Raw genomic sequence first — 17,916 nt, forward strand, 5'->3', positions numbered from 1 at the left:
AAAGGTTTTGATAGAAACCGGCACGCAAGATTATTCATCTCCGCCTTGTCCATGGATCATGCCAAGCGTAAGCTCGCGAGCTTGCTCCAGCCACTTTTCCGGCAGCTCATCCCACCGGCTCCGCAGAAGCCTTCCGAGCTTCGCATGCCCGGCAATCGGTCCGACCGCGGTTTTCGCGAAATCCCGCCATTGCCGCTCGTCTTGTGCAAGTTCCGTACTGACCCGGTAAAGCTCCCCTGCAAAGCTGTCCTCTTCCGCCAGCTCCTGCCAGCTCAGCTCAGCTCCGGTACTCGCTTCCAGCCCAAACACATAGATCCAAACATTGTCCTCCGTTAAGCTTCTTCCTTCCTGCAGCTGCTCAAGCAGCGTCCGAATGACCGCAGGGTCTGAGAGCTTTTGATGCAGCGGCCCACGGCCATTCAAGATAAAGCGCAGCATAACCATCCGCCCGTCCGAATCCGCCATAACGCGGTCCAGCTCAGCATCCAGCTGCTGCAGCAGCTCTTGCTCGGAGCTGATCCCGGCTATCGAGAATCCATTCTCGTACCAGCGGACCTTATCCAGCGGCAAAAAAGTCAGTTCGATCGCTTTCGCAGCCGTCACTTCAACCAAGTAACAGCCCTTTGCTCCTGTTTCACGCGGATTTCTTCCCTGCGCGTTGCCGGCATATACCACATGTGGATACTCATGCAGCACCCTGCGATGATGGATGTGGCCAAGTGCCCAATAATCAAAGCCTTTGCCGCCGATTAGCTCGTCCAGCGCACACGGTGCGTATGGATCATGCGTGCCGTCGCCGTCAACATTGCCATGAAGCAGCGCGATATGAAACGGTGCTTCAGCTCCGATCTGATACGCTGCAGCCATATTCTCGGAAACGATACGGGTTCCGTAGGACCTTCCGTAAACAAAGGCAGCCAGCTCACCGCTTTTGCGGTAAGCCGGCCGATATTCCATCTGGTCCGCTCCAAAAACATAAACATTTGACGGAAGCGCTAATTTTGCCCGCGCCCCGTTCAGCGGGTCATGATTGCCATGTATCACATAAACCGCAATGCCGTGCTCCGCCAGCTTCTCCCACTCCCGTACGAGCATAAGCTGCGCCCTAAGCGAGCGATCCGCCTCATCGAACAAATCGCCGGCTAATACGATAAAATCCACTTGCTCGCTAATCGCAGCTTGCGTCAGCTGTCTCAGCGCATCGAAGGTAGATTCGGTTAAAGCCTCCCGAACGCGGCGAGGTGCTTTTGCAAGCCCGCGAAAAGGACTATCCAGATGCAAATCTGCGGCATGAATGAATCGAAACGGTACTGACATCCCCTAACCACCTATTCCGATAGAATGAGCCTTATTCCGGCTTCATGCTGATATAAACTTTTTTCAGCTGCGCGATAACTCGTTGAAGGGAATACACCTTTTTCGCTTTATCCGAGCCGGCTCTCGCCAAATGGTAGCGATAAGAAGGATCGGTAACGACCTTCTCCAGCGCTTCAGCCAGCGCTTCCGGATCCTCCGGCGGTACAAGCAATCCGTTGACGCCGTCCTCAATTTGCTCGGCTATACCACCGACATTGGTGCCTACCAGGGCAAGCCAGCAAAGAGCTGCTTCCGCGAATACGGAACCAAACGCCTCCGCTCGCGACGGCAGGACGAACACGTCAAAAAACGGCATAAATTCTTCGGGATGCAGCATGTAGCCGTAAAAGATAATGTCGTCATATAAGTCTAGCTCCACCGCTAACGCTTCAAGCTCCTCGCGAATGGGTCCGTCCCCGATGATATGGAGAACGAAAGGATGCCCTTTCTGCTTCAAAGCCGCGCATGCATGCAGCAGCACATCGAGCCCCTTCGCAGGAACGAGCCTGCACACCGTAATCAGCTGCGTTACCGCGTTCTCATGGGAGATCGGCTTAAATCTCTTCTCGTCAAAGCCGTTCGGGATAACCTTAATTTGTTCGGGCTTCTTGATATGAGGAGCAATGTAAGTACGAAACGATTCGGATACCGTCAGCAAATGATCCGCTTTTGCCTCCAGTTCGCCGTAAAGGCTCATCAGAAACTGATGCTCCGGCCCGCCTTCTTTGATTTTCCCGTTCAAAATGAGCTCTCGCTCATAACTGGAATGAATGGTTACAACCAGCGGCGTGTCCGGGAACAGCTGCTTCATGACGAGGGCTGCGATCGGATGATGGGCATGTATGATATCGTACGGCTTTTTAATGCGCATTTTCGTCCACCATACGTAATCTTTATAGGTTTGTATATATTTATCTACCATTGCATTTCCGCTGTAAACGGTATGATCGAAGGTCTCGAATTTGACCTCCTCTTGACCTTTGCTTCTCACCCGCTTAGGAAGGGAAAACAACTCCATTTGCCAGCCAAGCTTAATAAATCTATCTTGAATATACGGGATCATGGAAGAAACTCCGCCCGGCTGCTCCGGCGGGAAAAATAAGGCTTGTAAAATATTCATGTGTCCCATCCTTTCGAGGTGTAACTTGTTACAGGTATGCCAACTATTCGTTCACCGTAAAACATGATATATTAGAACATATGTTTCTGTAAAGCTATTGCAATCAATCCTAGATAATGGTGGTTAACTCATGTCAATTACACAATGGCTTTCAGGTCCAAACGGACTCCTGCTCTCATCTTCGGCTGTTATCGTTATCCTTATCCTAATGCTCTTCATGTCAGTTAGGCTATATGTAAGCTATCGCAACAAACGAATTTATCGTTTGCTGATTACAGCCATCCCTCTGATCATCGTTAAGCAATGCCTGCTTGTCGTTCTCGCTTATCCTGGCTGGTCGTTGTCACCCTATCTTTATTTAAGCTTTACGGTGCTGCAAATCATTTCTTTTATTATTATAAACTTTGTTTTCATGAAATTATATACTCATAGGTCTGCTCAGCTTAAAGTCATCCCCTTTATCATTATGAGTATGATGGCGCTCGTTGTTGCAGGCATACAATTTGCGATTACTCCCATTACGGCAGAGACGGTTGTCCATGCGCAGACGTTTACCTTTCCTGCGCTCGACTTTTATGGGTTAATTGTCATCTTCATGATTATGCTCGATACGAGAAGCGCAGATATGAGCTCCAAATATTATGCCAGCTTAATTGTTTTCTTCGCAAGCGAGCTTGCGAGACTGGCGGATGCTTATGTTTTTCACGGATCTTTAATATGGCTGGCCTCGGTTAGCCAGCTGCTTCCGATTATTTATTATACGCTGTTGTTTATTCTGCTCTTTGAATGGGTGATCGAGCGGCTCATGCATACCTATCAATCCTCGATCATGGACGGCTTGACCGGATTGTATAATCGGCGCCATTTTTATTCCAAGGCGGAGCTGCTGCTTCAAGGCAGCAAATCTATGGCGATTATTTTTTGCGATATTGATAATTTCAAGAAGCTGAACGATACACATGGCCATCATAAGGCTGACGGCGTGCTGAAACAGGTTGCTGAAATTATCAAAGAGGAGTCCAGCGGAATTGGTTCTGCGGGGCGTTATGGCGGAGAAGAACTGCTCAGCTGCATGAGCTCCGATCGGGTAAAGCCCGAGATCGTAGCCGAATCCATTCGGCGCAGAGTCGAACAGGAGACCATGGTTACGCTTAGTATAGGGTTTAGTACTTCTAAGGAGAGCAAATCCATTCAAGAAATGATTAAGCAAGCTGACGAAGCCATGTATCACTCGAAATCAACGGGAAAAAACAAAGTCACTCCGTTTAAATCCACTGCCGCGCATAGAAAGACGCTTGCTTAACCCCATTCGTTCTGTCCATCACGACATTATTTTCCCGCGTACTCGGATGGACAGAATTTAAGTTTCTGATACGAATAGAAGTCAACTTAGCCCTCTTGTATCGGCATGATCTTTTTGAGGAAATTGTCCATGAGCAAAGGAAGAGAAATCAAAATCGGGGGGTCATCCGCGCGTGGCGAATGAAGGGTAACCTTCTGGTACGGGACGGAGAAATGCGGCGTAACGACAATAGGCTCCTTCGATCTTGTGCGCAAAGTAGCATGCGGAAGCAGCATGTCTTTGGCCTGCATGCCCCAAGAGACTGATGTCGCCATCAAATAATAAGTGCCAGGCTTAACATCGGTTAAACAAAATTCTCCCAATGACGAAAGAAGCGTTCCATAAAGAGGCAGCCCCTCCGGAATGGGTTTGGCGAATAAGCCGATTAGAACGATACCCTCGAAATCCGCTTCCGCATCAACGCTTCCCACTACCCGGTCATGCTGCTTATCCGGTAAATGAAGTGACTGCCATCCCTTTAGCTTCTTTAATGAAAGCAGCTGTTGATCTGCTTGCAAAGCAGAGTTCCGAAATTCGGCAGGCGTCACGCCTACTTTTTCGGTAAATCTAGAGGTGAAGGTACCTAGACTCTGTTGTCCGATCTCCAAGCTGATATCTCGGATGCTTAGGTTTGTTCGCAGCAATAAATCCTTTGCCTTCTGCAACCGATGCGAGGATGCGTAGTATAACGGAGATAGACCTGTTCTTTCTTTAAAAATTCGCGTGAAATGAAAGTTGCTGTAGCCTGCATATCCCGCTAACCTTGATAACGGAAGCGGTTCAAAAATATTTTCATGGATATATGCGATTACTTCGTCTATCTCTGAGTATCGATCGGTTACCATAGCTGCATCTTCCTCTCGCCTTTGGATCAGCGCCTTCACGCAAAATAGAACTAGTGTTCGCATTTATAATAACATAATTCTTAGGATTATGCTACTGCATATTTGTTAAATAATAGAAAAAACGGCAGCGCCGATGACCCGGGGCTGCCGTGTTTCTTTTGTTCAAACAACATCCTTAAGCTTCACCGCCCGGATATAACGTAGAGCTGTAGAGCCGTTTTGGCTGCGGGATCTGCTTCCCGCTTGCAGGGTACGCTTTTAGATCAATAAAACGGCTTGAGTAAATTGCTGCGGTAAAATCGTCATAAATGATAACCTGCTCTATTCCTGTCCCAAGCATGTCCGCATGCACGGCATACCCGTTCGATGGGAATCGTACCACTTCATTCATGTGTCCGTCATATAATGCCGGATAAACACCGCCGCCTCTGCGGTAGGCGAGAATATAATCCGGGGCACCCGGCTCCCAGCCACGCAGGGTTTCGATAATCGTAAGCCAGCCTGCCGTCTTGCGGTCTTCCTTCCACAGCTCTCGTCCTTCCGAATCGAGGAGAAACAAAGCATCCTTCCCCCGCAGACCCAGCCCGTTGTCCTCACGGACAAGGCGATCTAGACCGGCGATTTGCATGCCCGGCAGTTCAGGGCGGAAACGTCCTAATGCAATATGCTGGGATTCGACTGACCCGGCATGACGCCACAGCTCCTTGCCCTCCCGGTCATACATGACCGTAACGCTTCCGCCGATAACGAGCTCTGGCATACCGTCGCCATTCACGTCACCGACCCAAATGCAATCGGCATGATCGTCCAGCTCCTTGCAGCTCCATAACAATCTACCTTGGGAGTCAAGTAAATCATAACCTGCCATCACCTCATCCTTGCCGTCCCCGTTCACATCATGAACCCATGGAAAATGGCCCGGATTTCCTTCATAGGTCCATAGCGGCTGAAAATTTCGATTCATTGCCCACAGCTTATGGTATCGATCCTTCAGGATGATGTCTGTCGGCCGATCGCCGCCGGACAAATTCGCAATGATAATACAATCATGGGCATGGGGATCCGGAAGGGAATAACTCTCCTTCTTCTTTCCTGTGGAGCCGTCCAAGATATAGAACATCTCATCCATGACGCATAGAATCTCCAGCCTGCCGTCACCGTCTATATCATAGATTTGTGCGGGGTAGTCTGATCCTTGGCTGCCTGCTTCCGTACTCGGTTCACCTGTTTGCCATAATAATTGCCCATCAAGACCGTATGCGGTCAGACACTGCACCTGATGGGGAATATATCGTACATCCCGCCGATTATCCGGCTGTACAAGCAGCAGCTCCATTCGTCCGTCCCCGTTTAAATCGCCAAGCAGCATCTTGCATCGCGGCCCTGCTGCGCTTATATCGATCTGACCCAGCTTGACCGCATCTACCGTTTCTCGTTTCATCGTTCTCCTCCTAATCATGAAGGTGATTTATTGGTCAAGTGCATATACCCTCAGGTTAGCGTACTCGGCTATAAATGGCGACATTTGGCGAAAGCCGATTTTCCCCGCTCCGAGCGGAGGACCATACGCTGCATCATCCTCCCAAGACAATATGGGCAGCTCATTGATCGAGAAATCAATGCGCGAACCGTGCATCTGAAGACGCATTCGATAAAAACCGCTGCATTCCGCGACCGAGGGCAGCGGGTCAGCCCCTTGTGAGACCAAATGAAAGCCGTAGCTTTTGCGCAAATTACAGGTTTGGAAGGACCGTTCATCGGGCCACCGCCTGCGATAATAGGAGAGATGATAAGCATCAAGTTCACCGTGATGATACTGCTCGTAATCGCCGGTACGCGTCGAAAATGACGAGTCAAACAAATCAAGCCCTTTTGCTCCCCTTGCCGCGAAAAAAAGAATAGCCAGACCTGGCTCCCGAATCGGCCTAAACTCCCATTCCACAGCCATATCGCTTGGAAAGCTTTCCGGACACCACAATACGAAGTTAGATTGCTGACCATCTTCTGGCTCCATCACGCTTTCCATACGAAGCTGTCCCTTCGGAAATGTCATGGCCGCCTCGCCTTCCAGCCGAAAGCCCGTTAGATCCTCCGCTGTCTTCAGCGGATTGCTATATAGCAGCTTCCACTCATGCGCAGCCATCATTTAACCTCGGCTGTTGCTTTTGTTTCTGTCACTGCCGCTGGCAGCCACTCGTCGATTAATGCCAGACTGATGATTGTATTTAATGACCACTGCGCCGCTTCATTCGTATTCATCCAATCTATTTCGTTCAATTCTCCAACATAAGTAACCGTTTCCGATGCCTGCTGAAGCTGGACCTTAGCGAACGGGTTCTCAAGCAATATGCCCCAAACCTGTTTGGCAACCGCTGCATCCTGTTTATAATAAGCGCCGAACGCTGCGATCGCAGCGCTGAGAACGGGATGCCCGAAGTTACTGTGGCTGATCTCGCCGCCGGTAATCCGGTCCTTCTCTTCTTGCGGCAGGTTATAAAAAACGCCGAAATCCGCCATCATCGCTTCCCACTCCGGATCCTTCAGCATGGCGGCCAGCTCGAACCAGACCTGAGGCGCACCCATGCATATGGCCAAATGCCGACCCCAATTATCGTCGCCAAGCGAAGACAATATACCGGTCTCCGGATCATAGCCGTAGGTAGGACCGGAAATAAGTCCGTATTTTGCCTGCTTAACGCAATCAATGCCTACTAGGATTTTGTCTCGGTACGATTCATCCTCGAAGCGCTCCCATCTAGTCATCCAATTTGAGCTGAAGGCCGCCCAGTCCGGTCCGATCCGGATGTGGGTCTTATGCTTGTCCTTCGGAAAATACGCACGCATCGGATCGAGGCTCACGGTCGAGAAATCTGCGTCTCTCACCTCATCCATAAGATCTCCGATGCGATCATCCGCGGTCAAATAATAATAATAGCGATGCAGCCCCGCCATGGCGATCCTCGCTTCCTTGCAGCCGCAGCCCCAATGAACGACGTTATGTCTCGATCCAAGCCCCGCATATTCGCCAAAATGATAGACATCCACTTCACTCGTATGCCTGGTCATAGCTTCCGCAAGCCGGAAAATATCCTCCCTGCCGGAACGGAGAAACATGACCCACAGCCACATGTTTGGCGCGAGCTCGGTATTTTGCCAAGCGCAGCCGCCCAAATCGTAATTCCACACATGTCTAACCGGATCATAGCTGTGCATGAAATCGCCGTAATCCCAGAAGCCGTACCATTTCCTCTGCTCGACCTCGGCCTGATAGAAAGTAATGATTCCGTCCAGCTGATCCTCCAAATGCGCCTTTGACAGCGTGCTGCGGTCAGGCAGGCTCCATAGGCCGAACGCGCGTGTCTCATGCAGGTAATCTGATTCACAGATAAGCATCGCAGGCGCGGCAGTCTGCTCCTGCATGGCTTGCAATTGCTCAGGCTGCGGCGTTTCCGAGGTACACCAAAGCGTCAGCTCGCTCGTATTGGCGATGCCGTACGGCGTTGCTCTCAGTTCCTCTGCCCCTTCATAGGAAGACTCCACATGCGTCTCCGTATCGTAATGCCGAAGGTCCATCACGTCACCGTCCGGCGACCAGAACCAAACGGTAAGCTTTGCCTCTTGACCTGCGGTACCTCCAATCTCCAGTCCGGATGGATGCTTCTCCCAAAAGCTTCGCAAACCTGCTGCTAAGCCCCCGCCTTCGCTGCCGACATAACCGAGGCCGCCCGCCCTTCTCCCCTCTGCCGCCTTGATCCAGCAGCACTCGGCTTTCGTCCGCTTCCATACCCCATAATGGTCAGCGGATCGCTGTACGAGTTTGAAATCATCCCATAAGGCCGAATCATCCAGCAAACTTAGAAAATACTGATCATCCTCGGCATCAAAAGCTACTTGCTCGCCTTTTGTTTGTTTCTCGAAAAGCTCCCTGTACTTTCCCTTCGTGCGCCTGGTATGCAAGGTTTTGGGTGATTCGCTAAAAAAGCCGCTGTCGCCCGCAAGCCTAACATGGCGGTTATATAAGGGTCCTCTCATCGGAACGGTAAATGCGATTCCTAAAGCTTTTATAAAGTCCGAGTGCGGATTACCGTCATAATGGAAGCTGTGAACGATTCGGATCGTTTCAAGTCCTGCGTATACATATAAGCGAAGTGAAATCGGGAGCCATTCCCTCGTTCCGGAATCCGAGCGATGTCTTCCATCCAGCTTAACGACGGCTCTCACCGGACCGCTTTGCTCGACGGTCACTTTATGAAAGCTGCAGGTGAAGCTTTCCTCCCGGGTCGTCTTGACGCCGGCAACGGCGCTGCGGCTTTCTTTGATTGAAACGAGCTTGCCGCCGCTGCTTAACAAAACCCCGTTTCGGCGGATTCGGTCTACTACCTTATCGCCTTGCTTAGGCACGACAACCTCTATAACACCGGTATTCAGCACGATAGATTCATCGGTTTCCCGCACGGTAACGGAACAGCCTGCTTCAGTCTCGTTTCCTTTAATGACCTCTAGGCCGCCGAGGCCGGATGCCATGGAGACAGCGGCATGCGCAGACCATTTGACGCTGCCGTCAGGCCAATAGGCGGCAGGCCAGCTTTGCATCGCGACCTTTTCATTGGTCTCTTCCTGCCGAAGGACAAGCGTTTCCTCCCGTTTCAAATCCCCTTCCTTCCATGGAATGCCAAAGGTTACGCCTACCGGGGCCGACACCTTATTTTTTAACCAACGCAGCTTAACGGATACGTGTAATGACATCGTAAAAAGCCTCCTTAGAATAGCTGGGTTTGCTTGAAGCGTACCACCTATCCTACAGAGGCTATCGTTTGCTAACAATGAGACATTTTTGCTTGCCGTTATCGTCAGGCTTGCACATTTTTTATCGTTTTGCACTTTATTGCAAGCCCTTATTTCGCTTGGCTCAGCTCACGGTATCTGGAAGGTGTCATCCCCTCGAGCTTTTTGAATATCCGGTTAAAGTAACTATGCTGATAGCCGACCTGCTCGGCGACGTCATTTATTTTGAGCCCGGATTCTCGCAGCAGCTCCTTTGCCTTGTCCATGCGAAGACCGGTTAAATAATCAATGAAATTTTTCCCCGTCACCAGCTTAAACGATTTGCTTAAGAAAAACGGATTGGCGCCGATATGGTCCGCGCAATTGTCGAGTGAAATATCCTTCATGAAATTTTGCTGCAAATAAATCATGGCATGTTCGATCAGTCTCTTCACCTGAGCATCCGAACGCCCTCCCAGCTCTTTCATAAACGGTGTGCACACCCGTTCTTGGAACCATGCCAAAATAAGCTGCGGCTCGCGTATTTGCGAAAGCTGCTCATACAAATTCACGCATTTGAACAGCCTTGTCGGCTGTATGCCGGAAACCATGATGGCATGCTGGACGCTGCCGAGCAGATGGAGCATGCCCTGCTGCACATCAACGGCCTTCGCGCCTTTGCAGGACAATGCTTCAAGAAACGCACGCAGCAGCTCATCCGCTTCCGATTCCTGTCCCGTTCTCAGCGCCTGAATGAATTCCCTCTCCAAAGTAAATGGATACTGCGGCTCGTCACTGCCAGTTCCTTGCGCGTGAAGCTTGCCGATATCGATTAACTGGTTCTCGTTCTCGACGTTTCGCTGGCTCGCCGCATGTTTTACCTCTTCGAAGGATAATGGGATGTCAGCGATGGTATCCGTCGGTTCGCTGACGGCAATCGTAAGACGCATGTTCAATATATGATTGACCGCATGCGTGAGCTCCGCGCCAAACGCTTGCAGCGCCTCGGCGTAGGAGCTCTCCTTCGGCACAATCAACAGCAGACCCGCTGCAAGATCATGGAAATTTATCGTTTTGCTTTGTTCGAAATGCTGCGAAGCGAACTCCTCGATCATATTAACCGCCGCGAACGTGACAAGACCTTCGTCACCGTATTTGAACTTCCCTTCCAGGCTGGCCATACCTGTTAGCTGCATATAGACGACGATAAAACGATGATGATCCACCTGCCATTTATAACGTTCCATTCTACCGAGCAAATCCTCTTCCGAATACGCGAACAAGTAGCCCTGCAGCAGCTGATGCAGAAAGCTTTCCTTCACATAGGGGAGCTGCTCCGAAAGCTTCGAATGAAGTTCCGTGCTTTCCCTGCTGAGATGCTGCCATTGCCGCTCGATCAGCGAGAATTCATCGCCCTGCTCCTGCGGCAGCGCTTTGCCGGCGGTAAGCAGGTTCAACAGCCGGTTGACAGGAGAATAAATGGTACGCGAAGCAAACCATGCCAGCAGCGCAGCAAGCAGCAAGGCGCTAAGGCTGACCGTGAAAATGATTTTTGATATAAATACGACTGGCTCCGTGATGCTTGTGATCGGAGATGCGGAGATGTAAGTCCAGCTGTCTGCAATTCTAGAAAATTTGCCATAGGTTACAGTAAAGGTAGCCCCCTCCCAATCAAGAAAAAAGGAGCCTTCATTTTGTCCATTGGCGGTTATTTCCGCTTTTAACGCAGTAACAAAGGAAGATTCATAGGTATTGGTGCCCGTGGATGCAAACAGCGTTCCATTGTCCTGCAGGAAAAAGGTTTCTCCGCCGTCATATGGGGTCATTGTGCGAAGCATATCCGCAACCTTCTCCTTGTCGAGACGGATTAACAACGCTCCGAAAGGTTTTAAGCTGCCCCCCGGAATATGGTGAACCAGCGTCAGCTCCTTGTTCTCGGGACGCTGCGGTTCAAACGACATTTCGGTCCAATAGGTTACTTTGTCGGATTCCAGCAATCCCTCGTAGAGGTTACGTTCCTGCTTATTCGTAAGAGGAGTGTATTCAGGCTCGAATAACACAGGCTCCTTGTCTCCGCCTAAATACAGCTCAACGGTCTTATTTATTGTATTCGAGCCCTGCATAACTAGCAGCGTCTTAGATATGTCTCTCGCCTTCTCGAAATCCTGAATGAAATTGCGGCTTTCGAGACTGTAATCAAATTTCGAGTCAAATGCCCAATGGGAGAGCGTCAGCTCCAAATTCGTTAATTGCATGTCTATGTTTCGGGCTCTCTGCTCGATTTGCGTGTTGTGCATTTGCAGCAGCTCACTCTCCAGCCGCCCGCCAGCGATGCCATACACGAGCGCGCCAGTTATTAAGCCAGGTATGCTGGCTACTAGCAGAATCATAATTAAGCTTTTCCTGTAAAAGCGCCGCTTCGTGCCTTTTTTCGTTGTTTTGCCAGCGATGATCTTTGATTTCAATTCCTTCAGCATATTCTCACCAACCGAATCTGAAATGTATTTCCCATCATTAACCCATTAATGTAAACGCATTCAATTCCATTGTCCAAGAATATCTCGCATTGAGGAAATGAACAAGACCTTTTTTTTACTTCTTTTATAGTTCTTTCGGATTATGCCAATAGACAGAGACCCGCTGAATTCAAAGCGGACTCTGTCTATTATGCTGCTTAATTTATTTGCTTGCTGCGTAAAGCTCATTCATTTCTTTGATCAAATCGTCGCCGCCGTTTTTCTTCCATAGCTCGATGGCTGCAGCGAAGCCCGCTTCATCAATCTGTCCAACGATAAATTTAATGCGCGCGTCATTTAATATACTATCAAGCTGCGCGCCTTTCTCGGTGTAAACCTGAGAGATGAACGGTTCTGCCGGATTCGTTACGATATATTTCTCATTCTCCTTTTGAAGCTCCGTTTGTTTCAATCTTAGCGGCGTTTGCTTTACTTTCTTCGAGCGGTCCTCCGGAATAAAGGTCAGCATTTGATTAAGGCCCTCTACCTCTGATTCCAGCAGCACGGTATCCTTACTCATCACGACCGAGTCCTCTTCGATCGTGTGATGCTTACCTTCGAGTCCATAGCCAAGCATTGTTTGCAGCTCTGGCGCATTAAGCTGATCCATGAATGCCAGAACGCGTTTAAGCTCGTCTTCCGTCTTAACCGACGATTTCGGCACAGCGAGCATACCCGCAAATCCAGAGGTTGGCAGTGTGTGAAGCACGCCTTCCGCATCCTTCACGCCGCTAAACACGTCCATGAAATGCTGATCCGGCTGATCCTTTCCTTCTGCCACGAGCGCTGCATGGATTTTGTCATCGACGCGGGCAGCGCCGTCTATTACGTCAATAATAACGCCAGCCTGGTTGTTTACGAGCGGATCGGTCCATTTTGCGGAATCCATAATGGCAAAATCTTGGTTAATAAGCTTCTCGTCATACAGTTTTTTCATAAATTTCAAAGCATCTAGGTATTCCGGCGTCATATGCTCGGGCACAAGCTTACCGTCTGATTCGCCCCATTTGTTCGGCGCTCCGAACCATAATTTGATGTTATCGAAGCCGCTGGACCATTGACCGGTCCACTTCACAAGCACAAGGCCATACGTGTCTGCTTTGCCGTTTTTGTCCGGGTCCTTTTCTTTAAACGCTTTCAACATGTTATAGAAATCATCAATCGTCTCCGGTACGGGAAGCCCTACGTTATCCAGCCAGTCCTTCCTGTAATAAACGCCGTTTCGCCCCAGCGCTCGGCCCCGATAAATGCCATAATTTTTCCCCTCGATGGAGGAATTGCTTAAGATTACGGGGTTGGCTCCGCTCAGGTTGGGATAATCCTTGAGATAGCCACCCAGTTCCCAAAAAGCGCCTGATTTGGCCGCATTCACGAAGCTTGGCGATTTCACGTCCGGCACATACATAATCGTCGGCAGCTTGCCTGATGCCAGCGTAATATTGAATTTATCCACATAGGATGCATTCGGCACCCACTCGAAATGAATGTCCGAGTTCGTGCTCTTCTCTAGCTCGGCGGCAACGGGACTATCGTCCTTCGGATAATTCGTTTTGAAAATCGGCAGCATGATGCTGAGCTTAAGCGGGGTTTCTGCTTGGCTGCCTCCGTTTGTCGGCGCCGTTTCCGGGGATGCCGTACCGGATGCCCCGTTATTCGCTCCGTTATTTTGCTGCGAGCAACCGATAAGCGTACCTGCGGCAAGCGTTCCGACCAGCAGCAGCGATGCCCATTTTTTCCCTTTGATCCGAGTTCCTTTCATGCATGTACCTCCCTTAGTTATTTGTATTATATCGTAAAACCGCCTGCCTTCGGCCAATCAACCATCCGGCAGTCGGACGTTACCGGGATTAGCCCTTAATCGATCCAATCAGCACGCCTTTGGCAAAATGCTTCTGGAGAAACGGATAGACCATCAAAATAGGCACGGTTCCAACAACGATGACGGCCATTTTGATCGATTGGTCAGGCGGCTTGACGAAATTCGGGTCCATGGAATTCAGGTCGCCCGCCGCAGCCTGCGACAGCAGCACGATTTGACGGAGAAGCACCTGCAGCGGCCATTTTTCCGGATTGTTAATGTAGAGCAGCGCGGCAAAGAAATCATTCCAATGCCCTACCGCATAAAACAGCGTAAAGGTTGCGAGTACCGGTTTAGAAAGCGGGAGCACGATTCTCCAGAGCAGGCCAAGCTCCGTGCAGCCGTCGATCTTTGCAGCCTCTTCCAGCCCAGGCGGGAGCTCCTGAAAAAAGTTTTTGACGATGATCAAATTAAACGCGCTAATCGCGCCGGGCAAAATAAGCGCCCAATACGAATCCAGCAGCGACAGCTCGCGGATGACCAGATAAGTCGGAATCATCCCGCCGCCGAACAGCATCGAGAAAACAACCAGGTTAAGGACCGTATTTCTTCCCATTAAGCTGCGGCGTGCGAGCGGATAGGCCATCGTAACGGTGAAAAACAAATTGACAGCCGTTCCAATGATCGTTACGTACATCGATACGCCAATGCTTTTCAGAATCGTATTGGTTGAAAATATAAACTCGTAGGCTGCTATGGAAAATGTCTCCGGTATAAGAAATACCGCCCGTTTCGTCAGCTCCGCATCCGTCGCGAAGGAACCGGAAATGACATAAATAAACGGCAGAATTGCCGCAATGGCGAACATGCCCAAAAAGAGATAGTTAGCCACGTCAAAAATCGTACCCGAAACCGTTCGATATGTTTTTGCCACAAGCCTGCTCCTTTCTCTCGCGACTCCTTAGTAGAGTCCGGATTGACCGAATTTTTTCGCTAGATAGTTGCTTCCGAGCACGAGAATGACTCCGATAATCGATTTGAACAAACCAACCGCCGTACTGTAGCTGAAAGCCCCTTGCGTAATCCCCATCATATAGACGTAAGTATCGAATACCTCGGCGACCTCGCGATTAAGCGGGTTAAGCAGCAGGTAAATCTGTTCAAAGCCGTTCTCAAGCACGTTCCCCATCCTTAGGATAAGCAAAATAATAATCGTGCTGCTGATCGACGGCAGCGTAATATGCCAGATTTGTTTCCAGCGGTTAGCCCCGTCCATGATCGCCGCTTCATATTGCTCGACATCTACAGCTGCGAGCGCTGCGAGGAATATAATCGTTCCCCAGCCGCATTCCTTCCAAATCGTTTGCAAAATAATAATCGGACGGAACCAATCCGGACTCGCTAGAAACTCGATTTTTTGACCCGTATACGCATAAATCAGTTCGTTAACCGGACCGCCTGCCGTGGTCAAAAATACATAAGTCATACTGGCTACGATAACCATGGAAATAAAATGCGGCACGTAAATCATCGTTTGAACCGAGCGTTTGAAGAATGCGATCCGTACCTCATTCAGCAATATCGCTAAAATGATTGGCGCCGGGAAGAAAAACAATAAATTATAAAAGGATAGGAGCAGCGTGTTGCGCAGCAGCATGAAGAACTCAGGGTTTGAGAAAAACAACCGAAAATGCTCCACACCCACCCATTCACTGTTCCAAAAGCCTGTATAAGGCTGATAGTTTTTGAAGGCGAGCAGCACGCCCCACATCGGAACATATTTGAATAGTAAGAAATACAGCAAGCCTGGCAGCAGCAGAAAATAAAGCCACTTGTCCTTTTGCAGCCTGCGCAGCACATTCGGTCGGTAGCCGGAAGATGGCTTGTTTACATTTGGAACTGCAACCTGCTTCATTAACGTTCACCTCCGGATGTCGTTCATCGCCTCGTCGGCGGTGTACACCCATTATGCAAACATCGCTTGATTTCCGGCAATCAGACATTTTTGTCCCCGGTTTATAAGGACTTTCGCGCTGCCGCACAAGAAAGTGCAAAGCCTGCAAAACTATCCTAATACCCTTGCTGGACCCGCCAAAAAAGTCTGATTGTTCGCAATCCCCCCTTTCCTTACAGTAGAAGAAATGGAATTGGAGAGGATGGTAAGCATGCGGAGTAAAAAGCTTTATCACGGAGCTGCTTGGTATCCGGAGCTCTGGGAGCAGGGTGTGCTGGAGCAGGATATTGCCTATATGCTTGCGGCAGGCATCAATGTCGTTCGCATCGGTGAATTCGCTTGGTCTACCCTAGAGCCAACGGAAGGAAAGATAGACCTCAGCTTCTTTGTCACTGTTATTGGGCGGCTTTACGAAAACGGAATTGAAACCATCATGTGCACGCCGACGGCCACGCCTCCCATCTGGCTGTCGCATGGCCATCCGGACCGCATGTATGTTAATGAACGCGGGGAAACGATGGGCCACGGCTCCAGGCAGCATGCTTGTACGAATAACGCTTATTTTCAGAAGAGAAGCTCTATCATTACGAAGCATATCGCGCGAGCTGTCGGTTCGCTGCCAGGTCTCATAGGCTGGCAGCTTGATAATGACTTTAAAGCACATGTATCAGAATGCATGTGCCTTAGCTGTCTTGGACTATGGCATCGCTGGCTCGAGAAACGATATGGCGATATCGAGCAGTTGAATGATGCGTGGGGGACTCAAATATGGAGCGAGCGTTACTCAACCTTCGAGGAAATTCCGCAGCCCGGCCCTGTTCCTTTTCTTCATAATTCCTCGCTGAAGACGATGTATCAGCTCTTTTCAATGGTAATGGTTGCTGATTTCGCCAAGGAGCAGGCCGATATGATCAGGACATATTCGAAAGCGCCGATTACTCATAACAGCAGCATTGCCTTTCATCTGGATAATGAACAGCTGTTTGACGGTCTGGATTTCGCTTCTTATGACACCTATGCTTCCGCAAGCCATTTTCCCGCTTATATGATCAACTGTGATTTATGGAGAAACGTAAAGCGCGGAAAACCTTTTTGGATCATGGAGACAAGCCCTTCCTTTAGCGGTTCCTTGGAGAGCTATGCCGTTCCGCATCCAAGCGGCTATGTTCGAGCGGAAGCGGTTGCCGCTTTCGCGCTTGGCGCGGGAGGGTTTTGTTACTGGCTTTGGAGGCAGCAGCGCGCGGGCTGCGAGCAATTGCACGGTTCCGTTTTAAGCACATGGGGTAAACCGACAATCGGCTACCATAATGTGTTGGAGGTGACAAAGGCAAAAAACGAGTTGGAGCCTATTTTGCTGGCGAGCGAGCCAATGCAGGCTGAGGTAGCGATGAGCTACTCCGATCGATCAAAAGCTTTTTTTAAAACAGAGCCCATGCGCAAGCTGAATTTCCGAGGTTTAATGACCGATATTCGCGATTGCTTCATATGGGGATTCATCGTGACTTGCTTTTGGAGGGGGCACGCTTAGAGGGCTATAAGCTTCTGCTTACACCTTATATGCCGTATGTATCGGCAGATTACCTGCAGCGGGCACTAGCATTCGTGAAAGAAGGCGGGATCTGGATCGCGGGCCCGCTGACAGGAGGAAGAACCGAGCAGCATACGATGCCAACGGATGCCGCGCTTGGTAAGCTCGAGCATGAAGCAGGCGTAGAGACGGTTCATACCTATCCTATGGATGATACCGGCGCAATGGGCAAAGCCTTCGGCTGTACAGCCCCGCTTGGGATGTGGAGTGCTTTATTTGAACCGCGAGAGGTGACTGCCAAAGCTGTCGGATCGGTTGCAGAGGGAATAACACCGGGGTTTTCATTTCTGACGGAACGGGAATACGGCCGCGGAAAGCTCGTTATGCTGGGTTCGATGCCGCAAGGAGAAAACGGAGATGCCATGCTGAAGAAGCTAATCGACCACTACTGCATGGAAGCAGGTGTCACCCTGCGGTCAGATGTGACACCCGGCACTATCGTGGCACCTAGAAGAGGTGACGGCTTAACGTTCTGGATCGTTATTAACATGAACGGCGCAGGCGGCAGCGTTACGCTTCCGGTTGGGGGAACCGATGCAGTTTCAAATATGTATCTGCCGCCCGGCCGCCTTGAAATAGGCAGATACGAATACCGGGCCATTCAATTCAAAGGCACCCTATAAGCAATGATCT

Annotated in this window: 11 protein-coding genes and 1 pseudogene; 2 read left to right on the forward strand and 10 right to left on the reverse strand. The window is 50.0% G+C overall.

Translation table 11 applies throughout. The features are described 5' to 3' along the window. Positions 1 to 30: 30 nt before the first annotated feature. Together AC1DLI_RS16225 and AC1DLI_RS16230 are read right to left on the reverse strand one after the other, a co-directional pair. Positions 31 to 1,317: a metallophosphoesterase family protein gene (locus AC1DLI_RS16225; RefSeq protein ID WP_477604257.1), complete on the reverse strand. Its 1,287-nt coding sequence runs from the start codon at positions 1,315 to 1,317 to the stop codon at positions 31 to 33. Positions 1,318 to 1,348: 31 nt separating this feature from the next. Continuing rightward, complete coding sequence (locus AC1DLI_RS16230) at positions 1,349 to 2,476, reverse strand: glycosyltransferase family 4 protein (RefSeq protein WP_477604259.1); 1,128 nt, start codon at positions 2,474 to 2,476, stop codon at positions 1,349 to 1,351. 130 nt (positions 2,477 to 2,606) lie between these two features. Here AC1DLI_RS16230 and AC1DLI_RS16235 point away from each other — a divergent pair, with 130 nt between their 5' ends. Further along, positions 2,607 to 3,779, forward strand: coding sequence for a GGDEF domain-containing protein (locus AC1DLI_RS16235; protein WP_477604261.1), 1,173 nt, complete (start codon positions 2,607 to 2,609; stop codon positions 3,777 to 3,779). Between the two features lie 86 nt (positions 3,780 to 3,865). Here the strand turns inward: AC1DLI_RS16235 and AC1DLI_RS16240 are convergent, their stop codons facing one another. The 8 genes from AC1DLI_RS16240 to AC1DLI_RS16275 all read right to left on the reverse strand — a co-directional run bounded on the left by AC1DLI_RS16240 (position 3,866) and on the right by AC1DLI_RS16275 (position 15,656). Then, on the reverse strand, positions 3,866 to 4,663 hold the full coding sequence (locus tag AC1DLI_RS16240; RefSeq protein WP_477604263.1) for a helix-turn-helix transcriptional regulator: 798 nt from the start codon (positions 4,661 to 4,663) through the stop codon (positions 3,866 to 3,868). Between the two features lie 175 nt (positions 4,664 to 4,838). Beyond that, positions 4,839 to 6,104: an FG-GAP-like repeat-containing protein gene (locus AC1DLI_RS16245; protein WP_477604265.1), complete on the reverse strand. Its 1,266-nt coding sequence runs from the start codon at positions 6,102 to 6,104 to the stop codon at positions 4,839 to 4,841. A gap of 27 nt (positions 6,105 to 6,131) precedes the next feature. Beyond that, on the reverse strand, positions 6,132 to 6,806 hold the full coding sequence (locus AC1DLI_RS16250; protein WP_477604267.1) for a DUF1961 family protein: 675 nt from the start codon (positions 6,804 to 6,806) through the stop codon (positions 6,132 to 6,134). Next, positions 6,806 to 9,409, reverse strand: a complete 2,604-nt coding sequence (locus AC1DLI_RS16255) for an exo-rhamnogalacturonan lyase family protein (RefSeq protein WP_477604269.1) — start codon at positions 9,407 to 9,409, stop codon at positions 6,806 to 6,808. The genes AC1DLI_RS16250 and AC1DLI_RS16255 overlap by 1 nt, the downstream gene beginning before the upstream one ends. A gap of 149 nt (positions 9,410 to 9,558) precedes the next feature. After that, positions 9,559 to 11,904 (reverse strand): helix-turn-helix domain-containing protein, encoded by a 2,346-nt coding sequence (locus AC1DLI_RS16260; RefSeq protein ID WP_477604271.1) that lies wholly within the window; start codon positions 11,902 to 11,904, stop codon positions 9,559 to 9,561. 202 nt (positions 11,905 to 12,106) lie between these two features. Next, positions 12,107 to 13,702: an extracellular solute-binding protein gene (locus tag AC1DLI_RS16265; RefSeq protein WP_477604273.1), complete on the reverse strand. Its 1,596-nt coding sequence runs from the start codon at positions 13,700 to 13,702 to the stop codon at positions 12,107 to 12,109. A gap of 88 nt (positions 13,703 to 13,790) precedes the next feature. Further along, positions 13,791 to 14,675, reverse strand: a complete 885-nt coding sequence (locus AC1DLI_RS16270; protein WP_477604275.1) for a carbohydrate ABC transporter permease — start codon at positions 14,673 to 14,675, stop codon at positions 13,791 to 13,793. A gap of 27 nt (positions 14,676 to 14,702) precedes the next feature. Next, positions 14,703 to 15,656, reverse strand: coding sequence for an ABC transporter permease (locus tag AC1DLI_RS16275; RefSeq protein ID WP_477604277.1), 954 nt, complete (start codon positions 15,654 to 15,656; stop codon positions 14,703 to 14,705). A 250-nt stretch (positions 15,657 to 15,906) separates the two neighbouring features. On the opposite strand from AC1DLI_RS16275, the pseudogene AC1DLI_RS16280 reads away from it, so the two are divergent. Further along, positions 15,907 to 17,906, forward strand: a pseudogene (locus AC1DLI_RS16280) (beta-galactosidase). The last annotated feature ends 10 nt before the right edge of the window (positions 17,907 to 17,916 follow it).

The sequence above is a fragment of the Paenibacillus sp. 01T443 genome, assembly GCF_056398325.1.

Coding starts and splice junctions, on each gene's coding strand:
- AC1DLI_RS16230 (WP_477604259.1), bottom strand. CDS start 2,476: ATGAATATTTTACAAGCCTTATTTTTCCCGCCGGAGCAGCCGGGCGGA.
- AC1DLI_RS16225 (WP_477604257.1), bottom strand. CDS start 1,317: ATGTCAGTACCGTTTCGATTCATTCATGCCGCAGATTTGCATCTGGAT.
- AC1DLI_RS16245 (WP_477604265.1), bottom strand. CDS start 6,104: ATGAAACGAGAAACGGTAGATGCGGTCAAGCTGGGTCAGATCGATATA.
- AC1DLI_RS16260 (WP_477604271.1), bottom strand. CDS start 11,904: ATGCTGAAGGAATTGAAATCAAAGATCATCGCTGGCAAAACAACGAAA.
- AC1DLI_RS16250 (WP_477604267.1), bottom strand. CDS start 6,806: ATGGCTGCGCATGAGTGGAAGCTGCTATATAGCAATCCGCTGAAGACA.
- AC1DLI_RS16240 (WP_477604263.1), bottom strand. CDS start 4,663: ATGGTAACCGATCGATACTCAGAGATAGACGAAGTAATCGCATATATC.
- AC1DLI_RS16265 (WP_477604273.1), bottom strand. CDS start 13,702: ATGAAAGGAACTCGGATCAAAGGGAAAAAATGGGCATCGCTGCTGCTG.
- AC1DLI_RS16235 (WP_477604261.1), top strand. CDS start 2,607: ATGTCAATTACACAATGGCTTTCAGGTCCAAACGGACTCCTGCTCTCA.
- AC1DLI_RS16255 (WP_477604269.1), bottom strand. CDS start 9,409: ATGTCATTACACGTATCCGTTAAGCTGCGTTGGTTAAAAAATAAGGTG.
- AC1DLI_RS16275 (WP_477604277.1), bottom strand. CDS start 15,656: ATGAAGCAGGTTGCAGTTCCAAATGTAAACAAGCCATCTTCCGGCTAC.